This window comes from Nitratireductor aestuarii, assembly GCF_014641695.1.
Classification (GTDB): domain Bacteria; phylum Pseudomonadota; class Alphaproteobacteria; order Rhizobiales; family Rhizobiaceae; genus Chelativorans; species Chelativorans aestuarii.
The window spans coordinates 165538-182227 of record NZ_BMIF01000007.1 but is presented as its reverse complement, the minus strand read 5'-3'; the positions used below and the strand labels follow the sequence as shown (position 1 = coordinate 182227).

Annotated in this window: 16 protein-coding genes and 1 pseudogene; 10 read left to right on the top strand and 7 right to left on the bottom strand. The window is 59.4% G+C overall.

Annotation, left to right across the window (positions count from 1 at the left end):
• Window positions 1–101: 101 nt before the first annotated feature.
• Complete coding sequence (locus IEX27_RS12780) at window positions 102–317, bottom strand: hypothetical protein (protein WP_188721553.1); 216 nt, start codon at window positions 315–317, stop codon at window positions 102–104.
• 335 nt (window positions 318–652) lie between these two features.
• On the opposite strand from IEX27_RS12780, the gene IEX27_RS12775 reads away from it, so the two are divergent.
• The 4 genes from IEX27_RS12775 to IEX27_RS12760 all read left to right on the top strand — a co-directional run bounded on the left by IEX27_RS12775 (window position 653) and on the right by IEX27_RS12760 (window position 4072).
• Complete coding sequence (locus IEX27_RS12775; protein ID WP_188721440.1) at window positions 653–1873, top strand: NAD-dependent epimerase/dehydratase family protein; 1221 nt, start codon at window positions 653–655, stop codon at window positions 1871–1873.
• Between the two features lie 21 nt (window positions 1874–1894).
• Window positions 1895–2701 (top strand): glycosyltransferase, encoded by an 807-nt coding sequence (locus IEX27_RS12770; RefSeq protein ID WP_280516488.1) that lies wholly within the window; start codon window positions 1895–1897, stop codon window positions 2699–2701.
• On the top strand, window positions 2698–3597 hold the full coding sequence (locus IEX27_RS12765; RefSeq protein WP_188721439.1) for an NAD-dependent epimerase/dehydratase family protein: 900 nt from the start codon (window positions 2698–2700) through the stop codon (window positions 3595–3597). Before IEX27_RS12770 ends, IEX27_RS12765 begins: the two co-directional genes overlap by 4 nt.
• Window positions 3598–3679: 82 nt before the next feature.
• Entirely contained in the window at window positions 3680–4072 is a 393-nt protein-coding gene (locus tag IEX27_RS12760) for an acyl-CoA thioesterase (protein WP_188721438.1), read from the top strand.
• On the opposite strand, the gene IEX27_RS12755 is transcribed toward IEX27_RS12760, so the two are convergent.
• From IEX27_RS12755 to IEX27_RS12740, 4 genes and pseudogenes are all read right to left on the bottom strand, one after another.
• The gene (locus IEX27_RS12755; RefSeq protein ID WP_188721437.1) at window positions 4069–5373 is read right to left on the bottom strand and encodes a hemolysin family protein; all 1305 of its coding nucleotides are present in this window, start codon (window positions 5371–5373) and stop codon (window positions 4069–4071) included. The genes IEX27_RS12760 and IEX27_RS12755 overlap by 4 nt on opposite strands.
• 68 nt (window positions 5374–5441) lie before the next feature.
• A complete protein-coding gene (locus IEX27_RS12750; protein ID WP_188721547.1) occupies window positions 5442–6230 on the bottom strand; it encodes an extensin-like domain-containing protein in 789 nt (262 codons plus the stop codon).
• A 150-nt stretch (window positions 6231–6380) separates the two neighbouring features.
• Window positions 6381–7135, bottom strand: a pseudogene (locus tag IEX27_RS12745) (IS5 family transposase).
• A 58-nt stretch (window positions 7136–7193) separates the two neighbouring features.
• Window positions 7194–8099, bottom strand: a complete 906-nt coding sequence (locus tag IEX27_RS12740) for a DMT family transporter (RefSeq protein WP_188721435.1) — start codon at window positions 8097–8099, stop codon at window positions 7194–7196.
• Between the two features lie 265 nt (window positions 8100–8364).
• On the opposite strand from IEX27_RS12740, the gene greA reads away from it, so the two are divergent.
• From greA to IEX27_RS12720, 4 genes are read left to right on the top strand one after another with little or no spacing between them, the layout of a single operon-like run.
• A complete protein-coding gene (greA, locus tag IEX27_RS12735) occupies window positions 8365–8838 on the top strand; it encodes a transcription elongation factor GreA (protein WP_188721434.1) in 474 nt (157 codons plus the stop codon).
• Between the two features lie 2 nt (window positions 8839–8840).
• Window positions 8841–9944 carry a glycosyltransferase family 4 protein gene (locus IEX27_RS12730; protein ID WP_188721433.1) on the top strand — a complete coding sequence of 368 codons (1104 nt, stop codon included), beginning with the start codon at window positions 8841–8843 and terminating at the stop codon, window positions 9942–9944.
• The gene (locus tag IEX27_RS12725; RefSeq protein ID WP_188721432.1) at window positions 9941–10696 is read left to right on the top strand and encodes a glycosyltransferase family 25 protein; all 756 of its coding nucleotides are present in this window, start codon (window positions 9941–9943) and stop codon (window positions 10694–10696) included. Before IEX27_RS12730 ends, IEX27_RS12725 begins: the two co-directional genes overlap by 4 nt.
• Window positions 10697–10733: 37 nt before the next feature.
• On the top strand, window positions 10734–11537 hold the full coding sequence (locus tag IEX27_RS12720) for a glycosyltransferase family 25 protein (RefSeq protein ID WP_188721431.1): 804 nt from the start codon (window positions 10734–10736) through the stop codon (window positions 11535–11537).
• Between the two features lie 11 nt (window positions 11538–11548).
• Here IEX27_RS12720 and IEX27_RS12715 read toward each other — a convergent pair whose 3' ends face one another.
• On the bottom strand, window positions 11549–12022 hold the full coding sequence (locus tag IEX27_RS12715; protein ID WP_188721430.1) for an Lrp/AsnC family transcriptional regulator: 474 nt from the start codon (window positions 12020–12022) through the stop codon (window positions 11549–11551).
• A gap of 235 nt (window positions 12023–12257) precedes the next feature.
• On the opposite strand from IEX27_RS12715, the gene trxB reads away from it, so the two are divergent.
• Window positions 12258–13232, top strand: a complete 975-nt coding sequence (gene trxB / locus IEX27_RS12710; protein WP_188721429.1) for a thioredoxin-disulfide reductase — start codon at window positions 12258–12260, stop codon at window positions 13230–13232.
• A gap of 150 nt (window positions 13233–13382) precedes the next feature.
• Window positions 13383–14273, top strand: a complete 891-nt coding sequence (locus tag IEX27_RS12705) for a LysR family transcriptional regulator (RefSeq protein WP_188721428.1) — start codon at window positions 13383–13385, stop codon at window positions 14271–14273.
• 403 nt (window positions 14274–14676) lie between these two features.
• Here IEX27_RS12705 and IEX27_RS12700 read toward each other — a convergent pair whose 3' ends face one another.
• Window positions 14677–16686, bottom strand: a complete 2010-nt coding sequence (locus IEX27_RS12700; RefSeq protein ID WP_188721427.1) for an elongation factor G — start codon at window positions 16684–16686, stop codon at window positions 14677–14679.
• Window positions 16687–16690: the final 4 nt, after the last annotated feature.

Genomic DNA, 16690 nt, shown 5'->3' with positions numbered 1-16690 from the left:
CAGAATGAATACTGCAATTGGGGTATCAAGTTCTCTGGGGAGCCGGAGGGGAAAAAGAAAAGCCCGCCTAGGGCGACGGGCTTTTGACAGTCGGGATAGACTTAGAGAAAGCTGTCCAGGCCAGCCTTGACGAGGCCGAGTGGTGTGCGGTGACCGACTTCCCATGAACGCATGATATTGCTTGCAATACGTTCACGGGACATCTGGTCGTCCTTGGTAATTCCCAGTTCAGCGCATACGGCTTCCACGGCGCCGCGAATGCTCGCCATGTCATTCGCATCGTATACACCAATATCATTCAATCCGGACGCAATCATAATACAGCCTCCTCTACAAGGCTTGCAGCAACGCCTACAATGGCAAGCCACATCAGCCACACGGCAGGGCAATTACAGAAAACTAAAAAATCTCAGCGCGCTCTGAAGGCCTATCGTTGATTCGTGCGGGGCGCAGGTCAAGGGGTAAAGTTAGGAAATAGTTAACGGGGCAATCAATTTTCTTTCGAATCTGTTCGCCTAATGTGACGGCGCTTTCGTCTTTCGAGGGAGCTAAACTGCCGGCTGCAACTTCCAAAGGTCAAGTGCTTTGCCTACAAATACTGTCACGGAAGTCGGCTAAGCAAACTCGGATCTGACCGGTAAGGGATGGAATCATGAAGATTGCGGTTTTGGGTGGTGACGGCTTTGTTGGTTGGCCGACATCGTTACACCTCTCGGCACGCGGGCACGAAGTCCACATTATTGATAACCTTTCCCGGCGCTGGATCGATACCGAACTCGGCGTCCAGTCGCTGACGCCGATGGATTCGATACAGGAACGGACCCGAATCTGGCATCAGGAGACGGGCCGCCGCATTCACTTCCATCTGCTGGATCTGGCTTCTGAATATGAGCGGCTGAAGTCCTGGCTTGCCGAACACAAGCCGGATGCGATCGTGCATTTCGCCCAGCAGCGCGCCGCGCCCTATTCCATGAAGAGCGACCGGCACAAGAACTACACGGTCAACAACAACGTCAATGCCACCCATCACGTGCTGAACGCCATCGTCGAGGTGGGTCTTGATGCGCATCTGGTGCATCTCGGCACCATGGGCGTCTACGGCTATTCCACCATCGGCGCTGCGATCCCCGAAGGTTATTTGAGCGTCGGCGTGGAAACGCTGTCCGGCGATACGGTGCAGCAGGAAATCCTTTATCCGGCCAATCCCGGCTCCATCTATCACATGACCAAGTGTCTGGATCAGCTGCTGTTCCAGTACTACGCGAAGAACGACGGCCTGCGGATCACCGACCTGCACCAGGGTATCGTCTGGGGAACGCATACCGAGGAAACCCGGCTGCATGACCAGTTGATCAATCGCTTCGATTATGACGGCGATTACGGAACGGTGTTGAACCGCTTCCTCATTCAGGCAGCGATCGGTTATCCTCTGACGGTTCACGGCACCGGCGGCCAGACCCGGGCCTTCATCCACATCCAGGACTCTGTGCGCTGCATCGAGATCGCGCTCAGCAATGCCCCGAAGCGCGGCGATCGGGTGAAGATCTTCAACCAGATGACGGAGACGCACCGCGTGCGGGATCTGGCGGAGATGGTGGCGAAGCTCACGGGCGCCAAGATCACCTACCTGCCCAACCCGCGCAAGGAAGCGCCCGAGAACGACCTGATCGTGAAGAATGACCAGTTCATGGAACTGGGCCTGAATCCGATCACGCTGAAGGAGGGGCTGCTGGCGGAAGTCGTTGATGTCGCGCGGAAATATTCCTACCGCGTCGATCGCAACCGCATCCCGTGCGTCTCGGCCTGGACCAAGGATCTCGCTCCCACGATCGAGCGTGACCCGGAAGGCCGCAGACTGAAGAGCGTGAGCTAGACCAAGCGAAGTGAGCCTTCGTTGAAAAACGCATATGTAACGCTGGTCACGAATGCCAACTATGTGATGGGCGCGGTGGCGCTCGTCCGCTCGCTACAGCGGACGGGAACGGCGGCCGACATTGTGGCACTGCACACCGGTGGCGTGGAAGCGGAGGGCCTTCACCCGTTGCGTGCGCTTGGAGCCCGACTGGTGGAAGCCGAACTGCTGCCGACATCCGACGCCTTCAACCAGCGGCATCAAAGGGAAAATATCCATTCGGCAGCGCCCTTCACCAAGGGCAACAAGCCAGCCTTCCATACGCCGCTCGACAATTTTGTGAAGCTGCGGCTCTGGCAGCTCGTGGAATATGAACGCGTGGTCTTCATCGACGCCGACGCGATTGTCCTGCGCAACATCGACCGGCTGTTTCTCTATCCCGAATTCTCGGCAGCACCCAACGTCTATGAAAGCCTGCAGGATTTTCACCGCCTCAACTCCGGGGTCTTCGTGGCCGCACCCTCGATGCAGACGTTCGATGATATGCTGGCGAAGCTCGATGCACCGGACGCCTTCTGGCCGCGTACCGACCAGACCTTCCTGCAAAGCTATTTTCCGCGATGGCATGGCCTGCCGGTGTTCTTCAACATGCTCCAGTATGTCTGGTTCAACATGCCGGAGCTCTGGGACTGGAAGTCGATCTCCGTGATTCACTACCAGTATGAGAAACCGTGGGAGAGGAACCATCCGAAGGCCGACAGGCTGCAGCCGCTGATCGACCTCTGGCATGCCTACTACATCGGCGAGGGCATCCCCGATCCCGACCAGCTGAAGAACCCGACCCCATGACCATCGCGGTCGTATCTGGCGGGACGGGCTATGTCGGCCGTTTCATCGTGGAAGGGCTGCTGAAGGCTGGTCATCAGGTGGTGGTGCTGGGGCGTACGCCACCGGCTGAAGGCTTCTTCTCGGCCCCCGTCACCTTCGCCCCGCTTGATCTCGACAGCGGGAAGGTCGCTCCTGAGACTTTCGCCTCCGCGTCCTTCTTCGTTCACGCGGCCTTTGATCATGTCCCGGGCAGGTACAGGGGCGGCGAGGGAGATGATCCCGCCGCTTTTCGCCGTCGCAACTTGGACGGAAGCGTTGTCCTGTTTGAGGCAGCCAAGGCGGCAGGCGCCCGCCGCATGGTGTTTCTGTCGAGCCGCGCCGCCTATGGCACGCGAACCGCGGGCGTATGGCTTGACGAGGCCGACGAGGCTCTCCCGGACACTCTCTATGGCGAGGTGAAGCTGGAAGCCGAGAACGCGCTGCGACAGATGAGCGACGAGCGCTTCCGTGGCATCAGCCTGCGCGTCACGGGCGTTTATGGACCGGCGGGGCCGGGCAGGGCGCACAAGTGGGCCGGGCTCTTTGCTGACTATCTGGCAGGTAAGCCCATCACGCCGCGCGCCGGAACAGAGGTTCATGGGGACGATGTTACCGAAGCCGTGAGGATCGCCCTCGAGCACCCCGCGCCGGATGATCTCCTCAACGTCTCGGACATTCTCGTCGACCAGCACGATCTGCTCGGTATGGTTAAGGAGCTCACCGGCTCTCCCCGTCCGCTCCCGACGCGTGCGGATGCTGCCGCCATTAACTCCATGCGCACGGATCGTCTGTGTGCTCTGGGATGGGTGCCGGGTGGTGAAGCTCTTCTTCGCCGCACCGTCGCCCAACTTCTTCAAACCTCCGCCACCAGTCTCTGATATCTTCCTCGCAAATTGATTCAGGTTCTTGCCTATTTGAGTCAGGACGATTGCCTAAGTGGATGAAAGATAAGGAATTTCGATGAGCGATGTGGCGATGAAGCCTCAGGGCGAACTCACACTGCGGACGCAGGCCATGCCCGGCGACGCCAACGCGGCGGGCGATATTTTCGGCGGCTGGGTGATGTCGCAGATGGATATTGCGAGCGGCATTCGTGCGGCGGAACGGGCCCGGGCGAGGGTGGTGACGGCGGCCGTGAAGGAAATGGCGTTCCGCAAGCCGGTCAAGATTGGCGATACGCTGGGTGTATTCACCAGGATCGAGAAGATCGGCCGGACGTCGATCACACTGAAGGTGGAAGCCTGGGTGCGCAGGTATCTGACGCAGGAGCTGGAGAACGTGACCAGCGCAGAGTTCGTGATGGTTGCGTTGGACGCCATGGGGCGCCCAACGCCAATTCCAGAAGAGGCTTAATCCCAGTTCTCTTCTTGCGTATCGAGCCGCTTGGCGATGACGCGGTCGATACGGCGGCCATCAAGGTCGACGATTTCAAAGTGCCAGCCGAGCGCCTCGACCACTTCGCCGGTGCGTGGCATTTCCTGCGTATAGGAAAGCAGGAAGCCAGCCAGCGTCGCGTAGCTGTGGTCAGGCGGAAGGCGGATGCCCAGCTGGTCGGCCATTTCGTCGACCGGCATCAGGCCGGGCAGCAGCCACGAGCCATCGGCACGCTGCACGATGTCAACGTCATCCTCGTCAAGGTCCGATCGGAAAACGCCAGCGATGGCTTCCAGAATGTCGGCGGGCGTGATGAGGCCTTCGAAAGAGCCGTACTCATCATGCACCAGCGCCATTGGCACCTCGGCCTCGCGCAGGGTCTCCAGCGCGTCAAGCGCATCGATGAAGTCGAGCACCACCGGAGCGGGACGTAGATATTCTCGCAGGTTCAACGGCTTGCCGGAAAGTTCTGCCGTCAGAAGTTCGCGCGTGTTGATCACGCCGAGCAGCTGTTCAATCGAACCGTCACCGGCCGGCAGGCGCGTGTGTTCGGTGTTCCGCAGCGTCTCCATGGCGGCCTCGGCATCGGCATTGATGTCGATCCATTCCACTTCGCCACGTGGCGTCATGATAGCGCGAGCCTTGCGGTCGGCAAGGCGCATGACGCCTGAGATCATCTGCTTCTCGGCCGTCTCGATCGTACCGGAGCGCTCGGCCTCGGCTATCAGGCTGCGGATCTCCTCGTCGGTCACACGCTGCGAATCGTCCTGACTTTGACCAAGAGCAGCGAGCACCAGGCGGCCCGACATATCGAGCAGCCATACGAGTGGGAGGGCAACCTTGGAAAGACCCAGCATGAACGGCGCGACCCAGATCGCGATGTCCTCGGCTTTCTTGAGTGCGATCTGCTTGGGCACGAGTTCGCCTGCCACCAGTGAAACATAGGTGATGACGGCAACGACGAGACCGACACCTGCCGGGTTGGCGACGGCGGGGGAGAGACCGATGTGCATCAGCCATTCACTGAGGCGCACACCGAGGGTTGCACCCGAGAAGGCGCCGGAGAGCACGCCAACGAGCGTGATGCCGATCTGCACGGTGGAAAGGAAACGGCCTGGGTCTTCGGCTAGCCGCAGCGCCTTGGTTGCGGCCTTTTCGCCTTGCTCAGCCCGGGATTGCAGCCGGGCAGGGCGGGCAGAAACCACTGCCAGTTCAGACATGGCCATGAAGCCGTTGAAAAGAATGAGAAGAAGAAGAATCGCAATCTCAATTGCGAACATTGGGTCTCTCTGAGGTGTCCACGCGATGGTGCGCTAGTTATACACTTAGTGCATTGCCAGATAGAACGCTACCGGCAGGCCCGATATCCATTGCGACGGTTTTTGATGTCGAAATGGAAGTGGTTTGCGTGGTCCTTGTTGTAGCCAGGCCCGAGCACCGTCGTGAAATAATCGCACCCTTCGGCACGCACCTTGTTGAGCAGTCCGCGCTGGCGGAAGGCAAAGAAGCCAGGCTTGCGGACATCGATCGTGCGGCCGTTGTTGAGCGTGATCGCCATGATGTCGAGCGCGTTTCCGGTCGAATGTTCGGACGCGACGGAGGAGCCGGCGATCTTGCGGCAGGAGTAGCCGGACCCTTGGCGTATGCTCTTGATGCCGGAGAAATAACGCATGCGGGCGGAGGGCGCGAGCTCACGCTTCGTCCACAGGGCAAAGCTTGCCGCCATCTCACAATTCAGTGTCACGGCAGGCTTGATCTCGATGCCGCCGGAAAGCGCGCTCACTTTAATTGGATGGTCGATCCGGCAGGCTCCACCTTCATCGATCGGATCGAGCTCGCGGAACTTCACGCCAAGCCGCTTCAGCTGCTTGCGGCAGTCCACTTCGTCAGCGGAGAGAACCGATTGCGGGATCGGCGACATCATCGTCGGGTAGGCAACAGAGCTGGCGGGCGGGACGTGGACGAGGGTGCTCGTCATGCCCGCGTTCGAGACGTTGAGACCCGCGGAGGGGCGCAGCAGGTCATCGACCGAGCATCCAGCGATCGCGCCGCTTGCGAGCAGCGCCAATCCAACCACGGCACCCCGACGGATAATCGGCTTGATGTTGAAGAGACTGTCTTTGGTGAAGCTGCGCATTGCCACGGAAAGGCCCCTGACCGCCAGCGCGGTCCCTATAACTTGTTATGGGGCAAAATAGGGGGGAAGGGTAAACGAAAGCTCATCACGCCCGTTCACCCCTATGGCAAAAGCATGATTGTTATGGACTAGGACGTGGACTCATAAACTTTAGCACCACATTCTTGTGGCGACGAGCTTTACGGCAGCGAGGTAGTTTTCGGGGCGCTTGTCATACCGGGTTGCGATGCCTCGAAACTGCTTGATCCGATTGAAGAACCGTTCCACGAGATTGCGCTGCCGATAGACCCAGCGCGAGAACACGAAGGAACCCTTGCGATTACTTTTCGGTGGGATGTTGGCCCAGGCTTTTCGCTCGGCGGCCTTGGCCCGAATGGCGTTCGTGTCATAGCCCTTGTCGGCCAGGAGGATGCTCCCTTCGCCAAGCTCATCCGTCAGCGCGTCAGCTTCGGCACAGTCGGCAATCTGTCCGCCAGTCAGACGCAGATTGACCGGGCGACCTTCGGCATCGACGAGCGCGTGGATTTTGCTCGTAAGCCCGCCGCGGGAACGTCCCATGCCACCATCGTCTCCATCCCTTTTTTTCCTGTGGCCGCATGCTGGTGAACGCGAACACAGGTCGAGTCGATCATGACGATATCGCCATCGTAAGCCTCTGACACCGCGGCCAGAAGCCGATCCCAGACCCCGGCCTTCCGCCAGCGGACGAAGCGGTTGTAACAGGTCGTCGGCGGGCCGTAACGTTCCGGGATCTCCGCCCAGGGAGAGCCCGTGCGGAACCGCCAGAGAATGCCATTCAGCACCCGCCGATCATCGACGCGGGGAACGCCCCTTGGCTTGTTGGGCAACAACGGCGATATGATAGACCATTCGCGGTCAGTCAGTTCGTAGCGACGACGCGTCATCAAGTGCTTCCTTATTTCGAAGCCTTGAATCACCGCCACCGTTAAATGCCAAGAACTTTTATGAGTTTACGCTGTAGGAAACCGCCTGTCTGCTGCGCAGCGCCGGAATGACTTCCACCATCAGGATGGCGGCGAAGATCAGCCCGCAGCCCATCAGGCCGGATGGAGGCACGCGGTCGCCGAGGAAGATCGCGCCGAAGATGGCCGCGAACACCGCCTCGGTTGAAAGCAGCAGGGCAGCCTGCGGCGCGGTCGTGTGGCGCTGGGCGATGACCTGCAGTGTGAAGGCGATGCCGCCGGAGAATACGCCGGCATAGATGATTTCCGTGCTCGCGGCCTGGATAGCCACTAGGCTGATCGGCTCGAGGAAGAGCGCCAGCAGCAGTCCCAGCGCGCCGGTGATGCCAAACTGCGTGACGGCGAGCGTGATGGGCCGCCCCGTATGCGAAGCGCTGCGGGAGATGAAGAATACCTGCAGCGCCCAGATGCAGGCGCAGAGGATCGTCAGCCAGTCGCCCTGGCTCAAGCCGGATAGTGCGTTGCCGCCCGAGAGCAGCCAGATGCCGACGAGTGCAAAGAGCGCCGATGGCCAGACGATCGGGTTCGGCCATTGCCGGTAGAGAATGACGCCGACGAAGGGCACCAGCACCACATAGAGGCCGGTCAGAAAGCCGGAGTTGGTCACCGTCGTGGTGAGAAGACCCATTTGCTGGGCGCCCATGCCGCCGAACATGAAGATGCCGATCAGGCCGAACATCCGCCAGTCTTCTGCCTTGAGCGTCGTCTCCGCCTTTTTCCCTTCCCGGATGGCGAACGGCAGAATCAGGATGAAGGCGAGCAGGAACCGCGTTCCGATGAACAGGAACGGGCCAATCGCATTCATGGCGTTTGACTGCGCGACAAACCCCATGCCCCAGAGCGCTCCTGCAAGAAGAAGCAAAAGGTTGGCTTGATAACGTGGCATGGGAGGAATTCTTCTGATGGTGAACGGGATGCGATTGCATAGCGGATGTGGCAGCGCTGAGATAGCCGACACAAACGCGCATTGCCAGCGGCCAGGATATCCCTCCCGGGCGTACAAAAAAATTGCTGATGAAAATCCGGCAAAGCTTGTTATATTAGCACCGAGTGGATGAACGGTTCCGATGCCAATGGTTCGGACCGTTTTCTTTTTGTGTGTCGTCGCATGCGCAGTGGAGTGCGCGGCGGTCAGAAAAGGTGATGCAGATATGAACAAAGTCCCGATGACTCTGCCTGGCTATGAAGCTCTGAAGGAAGAGCTCCGCTGGCGTCAACAGGAAGAGCGTCCGCGCATCATCGACGCAATTTCGGAAGCGCGGGCTCATGGCGATTTGTCCGAAAACGCTGAGTACCATGCCGCAAAGGAGGCCCAGAGCCTCAACGAAGGCCGTATCGGCGAGCTTGAAGACTACATCGCACGCGCCGAAGTCATCGACGTGAAGAAGCTTTCCGGCGATACGGTGAAGTTTGGTGCGACAGTCGTTCTCGTCGACGAAGATACCGAGGAAGAGAAGAAGTACCAGATCGTTGGCGATCAGGAAGCTGACGTGAAGGCTGGCCGCATCTCGATCTCTTCGCCGATCGCCCGTGCGCTGATCGGCAAGGCTGTCGGTGACACCATCGAAGTCAACGCGCCCGGCGGCGCGCGCGGCTACGAACTCATCCGGATCGACTACATCTGATCATGAACATTGAAGGCGAGGCGGGCGTGAGGGGAGCAGAACCTGTTTCCGGCACGCCTGCTGTGCGCCGGATCTATGTCATTGCTACCAATTTCAAGCAGCGGCTGTCCGGCGTCACCAGCACCATAATCCAGTTGCTGCCGCTTCAGGCGCGCATGATCGGCATTGCCGCGCTCGGCCCTGGGCTTCCCTCAAACCTTCCGAAGCTGAAGTGGTGGCAGGTCCCCGGCCTGCTGTTGCGCCCGGAAGGCAGGCCCTTCCGGATCTGGCATGCGCGGCGCAATCCCGAAATGCTCGCAGGCATCCTGCTCAAATACCTCTTTCGAGCACCGCTGAAGCTCGTCTTCACCTCCGCTTCGCAGCGCCATCATACAGGTTACACGCGCTGGCTGATCCGGCGGATGGACGCGGTGATTGCCACCAGCAACAAGTCCGCGCGTTACCTGAAGGTGCCCAACACGGTCATCATGCATGGCGTGGATGTTGAGCGCTTCTCGCCGCCTGCAAACAAGGCGGAAGCGATCAGCGCCGTGGGTCTTGATCCCGCGCAGAAATACGTCGGCTGCTTCGGCCGTGTGCGTCATCAGAAGGGCACCGACCTCTTCGTAGACACGATGATCTGTCTGCTGCCGCAGCGTCCGGGCTGGACCGCCATCATCACCGGACGGACGACGCCGAACCATGCTTCGTTCGAGGCGGAATTGCGCGCCCGCATCGAAGCGGCTGGTCTCAGCGATCGCATCCGGTTTCTCGGTGAGCAGAAGAACATCCCCGACTACTATCGCGTCCTGTCATTGTTCGTGGCGCCGCAGCGCTGGGAAGGCTTCGGCCTGACGCCGCTTGAGGCGATGTCGACCGGCGTGCCGGTTGTTGCTGCCGACGTTGGTGCGTTTTCGGAGCTGATCGAACCCGGTGTCACAGGTGAGATCATCCCCCCTGACGAGCTGGAAGCCATGGTGGCAGCGACTGCGCGCTGGATGGATGACGAGGACCGCCTTGCTAGGGCCTCGAAAGCAGCCTTGGACTTGATCCGCTCGAAGTTTCGCCTGGAAGGTGAGGCTGCGAAAATCCTCGATGTCTACAACGGACTCTGGCAGGCGAAATGAAGATCGAAGCTTTCATCATCCACCTGAAGAGAGCAGAGGCCCGGCGGCCGCAGGTGGATGAATTGATCCGCCAGCTGGCGCCTTTGCCTGCTCATATCCTGGATGCGGTGGATGGGAAGGCGATGTCTCCCCAGGCTTTGAACGCATCCTATCGGCCAAACCTCTTGCAGCCCACTTATCCTTTTGAGTTGAGGCCGACTGAAGTTGCCTGTTTCCTTTCGCATCGAAAGGCCTGGGCCGAGATCGTCGATCGTAAGCTCGATGCAGGTCTCGTCATCGAGGATGACGTCAGCCTTGTGCCGGAAGTGTTTGAAGAAGCGCTGAAGCTGGCCAAGACCCTTTGCGATGGTTCCCCGCAGTACATACAGTTCGGACTGCGGGAGCCTCAGGGCAGGATGACCGGGGTGGCAGCCGATGGAAATGTCCGCATCCTGCGCCCGGAGATTGTCATGCTGGGCGCACAGGCCCAGTTGATTTCCTATGAGGCTGCAAAGCGCTTGCTGGCACATTCGGAAATGTTCGACAGACCCATTGATGTACTGGTTCAGATGTTCTGGCTGACCGGCGTTGATCCTTGTGGGGTTGCCCCGGTTTCTATCGTTGCGCGCCACAACCAGCTCGGTGGGACCACCATTCACGCCAGGAAGAGCCTTTCTGAAAAAATCTGGCGCGAGTGGAGCCGATTCCGCCATCGCAGCATTATGAAGAAACTGTCCAGGCAGCATCGCGGTGAGGCGTCGACTTCCCGCTAGTGCGTGGGTTGTCGCACTACCCTTTGGAGTCTCATAATTGCATACATACCTGATCAATCTGGACCGCGCACCTGAACGCCTTCAGCGTATGAACGGGGAATTTGCACAGCTCGGGCTGGAATTCATCCGTGTCGCGGGTGTGGATGGAGCACAGCTGTCGGACGAGGAGATCAAGCGCTATCAACCCGAGGCTGGCACCTTTGGATTGCTGTCGCGTGGAGAGGTCGGCTGCTTCATGAGCCACCGGCTGTGCTGGCAGGCTATCGCCGATGGACCTTCAGAATTCGGAGCAGTGTTTGAGGATGACATTCTGGTCAGCCCCCGCGCTGCCGAACTGCTGAAGAACATCGACTGGATCCCTGCCGATGCGGATATCGTGAAGCTCGATGCAGCGCCCTTTGCAACCTTCATCGACCGCCATCGGATCGCCCTGCCGGAAGGAACAGGGCTTCATCGCTTGTGCTTCAACCACTATTGCGCCGGCGGTTACATCTTGAGCAGGACGGTGGCTGCTCGGCTGTTGAAAGAGACCGAAATCTTCACGGCTCCGGTCGATGAGGTCATGTTCAACGTCGTTTCGCCGATTTTCCACGACCTGCAGATCTATCAGATGGTCCCGGCAATCTGCACCCAGGAACGCTACGTCCTGCCGCCCGATACGATCGAGGGACCCGAGAGCTACATCGAAAACATCGGCAACAGGAAGTTCAAGGGCCGGCTTAAGCGCAGAAAGAAGGTCCTCCGCGAACTCTACTCAGGCCTGAACCGGATCGGCACATGGGTCGGTATCCGGCAGCGGCTGATTGTTAAATACGACCTTCCTTACTGTGAGGGCGTTTAGCCCTCTCAGATCTAGTCGATCGCCACCAGTCCCTCATCCTTGACCTGGCGAATGGTGAGCGCTGTGCGCACGGTATCCACGTTCGGCGTGGAGGTGAGCTGATCAATCACGAAGGTCTGGAACGTGATGAGGTCAGGCGCCACGCAATGCAGGATGAAATCGGAATCGCCCGACACCATCCAGGCGCGACGCACGATCGGCCAGGCCTTCGCCTTCTCGGAAAAGATCTTCAGCTCGGCTTCAGACTGATGGTTCAGGCCGATGAGACAAAAGGCCACGACGTCGAACCCGAGAGCAGGACTGTTCAGAAGTGCGCGATAGCCACGAATGATGCCGCTTTCTTCCAGCCATTTCACCCGGCGCAGGCAGGGCGGAGCGGAGATCCCGACCCGGCGTGAAAGTTCGACATTCGTAATTCGCCCGTTGTTCTGCAGTTCCTTCAAAATTTTCCAGTCGATGGCGTCCAGATCGGCCTTCAACGGCATAGAAGCCTCACTTTTCCTGCATAGCAGGGCGAATCTATCCTTGTTCAGTTCCGGAAGCTAAGGCATGTGGAGCCCCGAGCCAATAAGCCCCGCGCAACCGGCTTTTCCACAGCTATGCACGCGCATGCTACCTTCTGCCAGAACTATTGGATTTCCTTGCCACGCCTTGTAACAGAGGATGTGGAATACTTAACTGATAGCGGCCCGCTAGAACCCGTGCGAAAGGAACAAAAACATGACAACGCGTCACGCTCCTGTCCTCATTATTGGATCGGGCCCGGCGGGATACACGGCGGCGATCTATGCAGCACGCGCAATGCTGAAGCCGCTTATCGTGGCCGGTCTGGAGCAGGGCGGTCAGCTGATGATTACAACGGATGTGGAAAACTATCCGGGTTTCGCCGAGCCGATTCAGGGTCCCTGGCTCATGGATCAGATGCGCCAGCAGGCCGAGCACGTTGGCGCCGAGATCGCGCACGACCTGATCGTCGACGCTGACATTTCGTCGCGTCCGTTCAGGCTCACGGGTGACTCCGGCACGGTCTACACCGCCGACGCGCTGATCATCGCCACGGGTGCGAAGGCGAAGTGGCTCGGCATTCCGTCCGAGCAGACCTTCATGGGTTACGGCGTTTCAGCCTGCGCCACCTGCGACGGCTTCTTCTATCGCGGCAAGGACGTGATCGTCGTCGGCGGTGGCAACACGGCTGTCGAAGAGGCGCTCTACCTCGCCAACATCGCGCGCAAGGTCACCATCGTACACCGCCGTGACGAGTTCCGTTCCGAGCGCATCCTGCGGGAGCGCCTGTTGCAGAAGGACAATGTCGAGGTTCTGTGGGACTCCGTCGTGGAGGAGATCGTGGGTGACACCAGTCGCGCCCCGCTGCCGCCGTCCGTCACCGGTATTCGCATAAGGAATGTGAAGACGAACGAGCTGACTGAACTTTCCACCCATGGTGTGTTCGTTGCGATCGGTCATGCTCCGGCGGTCGACCTCTTCGAGGGCAAGCTGAAGCAGAAGCCCGGCGGCTATCTCTGGACTGAACCGAACTCCACCCGCACCAGCGTCGAGGGCGTCTTTGCTGCGGGCGACGTGGCAGACGATGTATTCCGTCAGGCGGTCACTGCTGCAGGCCTGGGATGCATGGCAGCCCTGGAAGTCGAGCGATATCTGGCCGAGGTGGAAACGGTACGGGAAGCAGCAGAATAATCATTGCCTCAGCGGATGCCGGTTGAAAGCATTTTGCGCTTGGATGGGTCAGTCGGCATCTGGCAACAGCAACAAACAAGAAGCAGGACGTCACTAGAAAGTCAGCAATAGACGCGTGACGTTCGCCATAATCACAGAGGGAAACAGGCGTTGGATTGGGATAAGCTTAGGGTATTTCACGCGGCCGCTTCGGCTGGCTCTTTCACACATGCTGCAGAGGTATTGCACCTTTCTCAATCGGCCATCTCACGCCAGGTAGGCGCGCTGGAGCAGGAAGTTGGTGTTCCGCTGTTCCACCGGCATGCCCGCGGCCTCGTCCTGACGGAGCAGGGGGAGATCCTTTTCCGCACCGCGCATGAAGTCTTGATGAAGCTCGAGAGCGTCAAGATGCGCCTTTCCGAGACCAAGGACCGGCCGTCCGGCACGCTCCGCGTCTCCACCACGGTCGGTCTTGGCACCGGCTGGCTGGCCGAGCGTGTACCGGAGTTCGGCGAGCTCTATCCGGACATCCAGCTGCAGCTGATCCTCGATGACGACGAGCTCGATCTGACGATGCGCCAGGCCGACTGCGCCATCCGCATGCGCCAGCCCCAGCAGCCGGATCTGATCCAGCGCAAGATGTTTACGGTGCACTTCCACCTCTATGTCGCGCCGTCCTATATCAGTCGCTATGGCAAGCCCAGTTCCGTCGATGACCTTGACCGTCACCGCCTGGTGATCTTCGGCGAGACGGTTCCGCCGCACCTGAGCGACATGAACTGGCTGGAGACGGCTGGTCGCCCTGAGGGTTCGAAGCGCCCCACCGCGCTGCAGATCAACAGCATTCCTGCCATAAAGCTCGCCGTCCAGCGTGGCGCCGGCATCGCCATCCTGCCGGACTACGTAGTCGACGAAAACAGCGGGCTGGTCCAGGTTATGCCGGAGACGGAAGTACCGTCCTTCGACACCTATTTCTGCTATCCGGATGCGATGAAAAATCAGGCAAAGCTGCAAGTTTTTCGGGATTTTCTCATTTCGAAATCGCGCAGCTGGTCATTCTGACGCAGGAAAATACCGTAAACAACGATTTTTCCTTTGCCAGAAAGCTAAGACACCGGTTCCTCTAATGTTCGCTAAGTATATAATAAAACATAATATTTTTGCATCAAAATCGCATGGCTAGCTCGGTGCTTTTCCATTCTAATGCAAAAATGCATGGCTGAATTGCGCAACCTAGTGCTTGTTATTTAATCAGATCGAGCCCATATGAGGGGCACTCACGGAGGTGTTCTCCTCCCATTTTCCTCCGCGAGTGTTCCCCTCTGGAGGTTTTGCCTAACGGCACTCCAATAAACTCAAGCCGGGTCATTTGATCCGGCTCTTTTTTTGCCTGAAGCAATTTCAGGAAAAGTGGGCACCGGTTTTCCGTCCGGAATTGCGACCGTCAGATGTCCGTTCTTCAATATCAGGCAGCTGTCTTCCCCTGAGCAGCAAGCACATCATCGGCCAGTCGTCCGGTCAACTCAGCCATATGGTCGAGTTGCGCACGGTACGTGGCAGCTCCGGCGGTGGCCGAACGAAGTTCGATGATGAGGTTGCCCATCTCGGCTTCCGGTACGAGCGCCTCGACAACATCCCAACCGGCAAGGTCCGTACGCGTCTCGAAGCCCATGATCTGGCCGCGCCGCTGCGACAGGATCGCGGTCACACGCGCGGTAGCCTCGGATGGTGTGTCCACCTGCACCTTCAGGATCGGCTCGAGCAGCACCGGACCTGCAAGCGGCAGTCCCTCGCGCATGGCAAGTTTCGCTGCCATCTGGAAAGCCATATCCGACGAGTCGACCGTGTGATAGGAGCCGTCGGCCAGATTGACCTTTATGTCCACCACGGGGAAGCCAAGCGGACCCCGCTGCAGAGCTTCACGCACGCCGGTCTCCACGGAGGGGATGTACTGCTTCGGCACTACGCCACCAGTGATGGTCTCGGTGAACTCGAAACCGCTGCCACGGAGCAGGGGGCTGATCTGCAGGACGACATCACCGAATTGGCCATGACCGCCCGACTGCTTCTTGTGCCGCCCGCGCTGCGTCACCTCGCGACGGATCGTCTCCAGATAGGGCACGACGGGCGGACGCATGTCGACGTTGATCTGGTAGCGGCCTTCAAGCATCGACTTGGCGTTCCGCAGGTGCATTTCGCCCTGGCCGGCAAGCAGCGTCTCGCCCGTTTCCCGCCGTTGGATGATGGCGAGCGACGGATCCTCCTCGATCAGCTTCTGCAGGCAGACTGACAGCTTTGCCTCATCCTTGCGGTCGGTGGGACGCACCGCCATGGAGAACACCGGATCCGGTCGCTTGAGCTCGATGACGCGCTCCACGGCGTTCTTACCGGAGCAGAGCAGATCCCCGGTATTGGCGCGATCGAGCTTGCCGAGCGCGACGATCTCGCCTTCCGCAGCCGACGGCACCTTGGTCTGCTCCTTGCCGTTCATCCTGTAGATGCCGGAGACACGTCCAATCGACCCGAGTTCCGTCCCGTCGCTCACCTGACCGGCGAGCACGCGGGCGATGGAAACCTTGCCGCCGTGGCCGGTGTGCAGAGTCTTCATCACCTGCATCAACGCGGAGCCATTGCTTTCGACGCCCAGCCTCTCGCGGGTTGCCGTGACATCCGGAGCGTCGTGCCGAAGCGCCTTGAGGAGGCGGAGGACACCATGGCCCTTCTCGGCATTCCCGATCAGCACAGGCGTGACGGAACCTTGGCGGAGGTCTGCAGCCAGATCATTGAAGATTGCGTCTTTGGGTGGCTCGATTTCCTCCAGCAGCTGCTCCATCAGGACATCATCCTGATCGGCGAGCGTCTCGAGCATGGAATAGCGCGCCTCAATTTCCCGCGCCTTTTCCTCGTCTGGAATGGGAGCGATCTCGCTTGGTGCATGCTCCTGATAGATGTAGGCCCGCTCGAGGGCGAGATCGATCGATCCGACCACGATGCCATCCTTGCGCAGCGGGATCTGCCGGAGCAGGAGAGGGGTAGAACTGACAGGTTGCAGCGTCTTCAGCGTCTCGCGTACGCCAGCCGAGCTCTTGTCGATCTTGTTGAGGAACAGGATACGCGGAATGCCAAGCGCCTCCAGCTCCCGCAACATCAGCTGCAGCTGCGGCAGCTTCTTGTCATCTGCGTCTGCGACCACCACCGCCACGTCAGCGGCAGCAACCACAGGCGGAGCTTCCTGGGAAAATTCCACCGAGCCGGGACAATCGATGAAGGTCATGCTCTCGCCCATGAAACTTGTTGTGGCGAAACTTGCCTCTGTGCTCATTGATCGGGGGGATGCTTGGTTGCCGTTGGGCTGCGCCTGTGCGCCGGTCCGGGCTAGAATTGCGTCGAAAAGCGTACTCTTGCCGCTTTCCAAGGGGCCCACAATGGCAATGCATTTGGGCCCGGTAAATCTCGTGCTCGCACGGTTTTCCATGCCG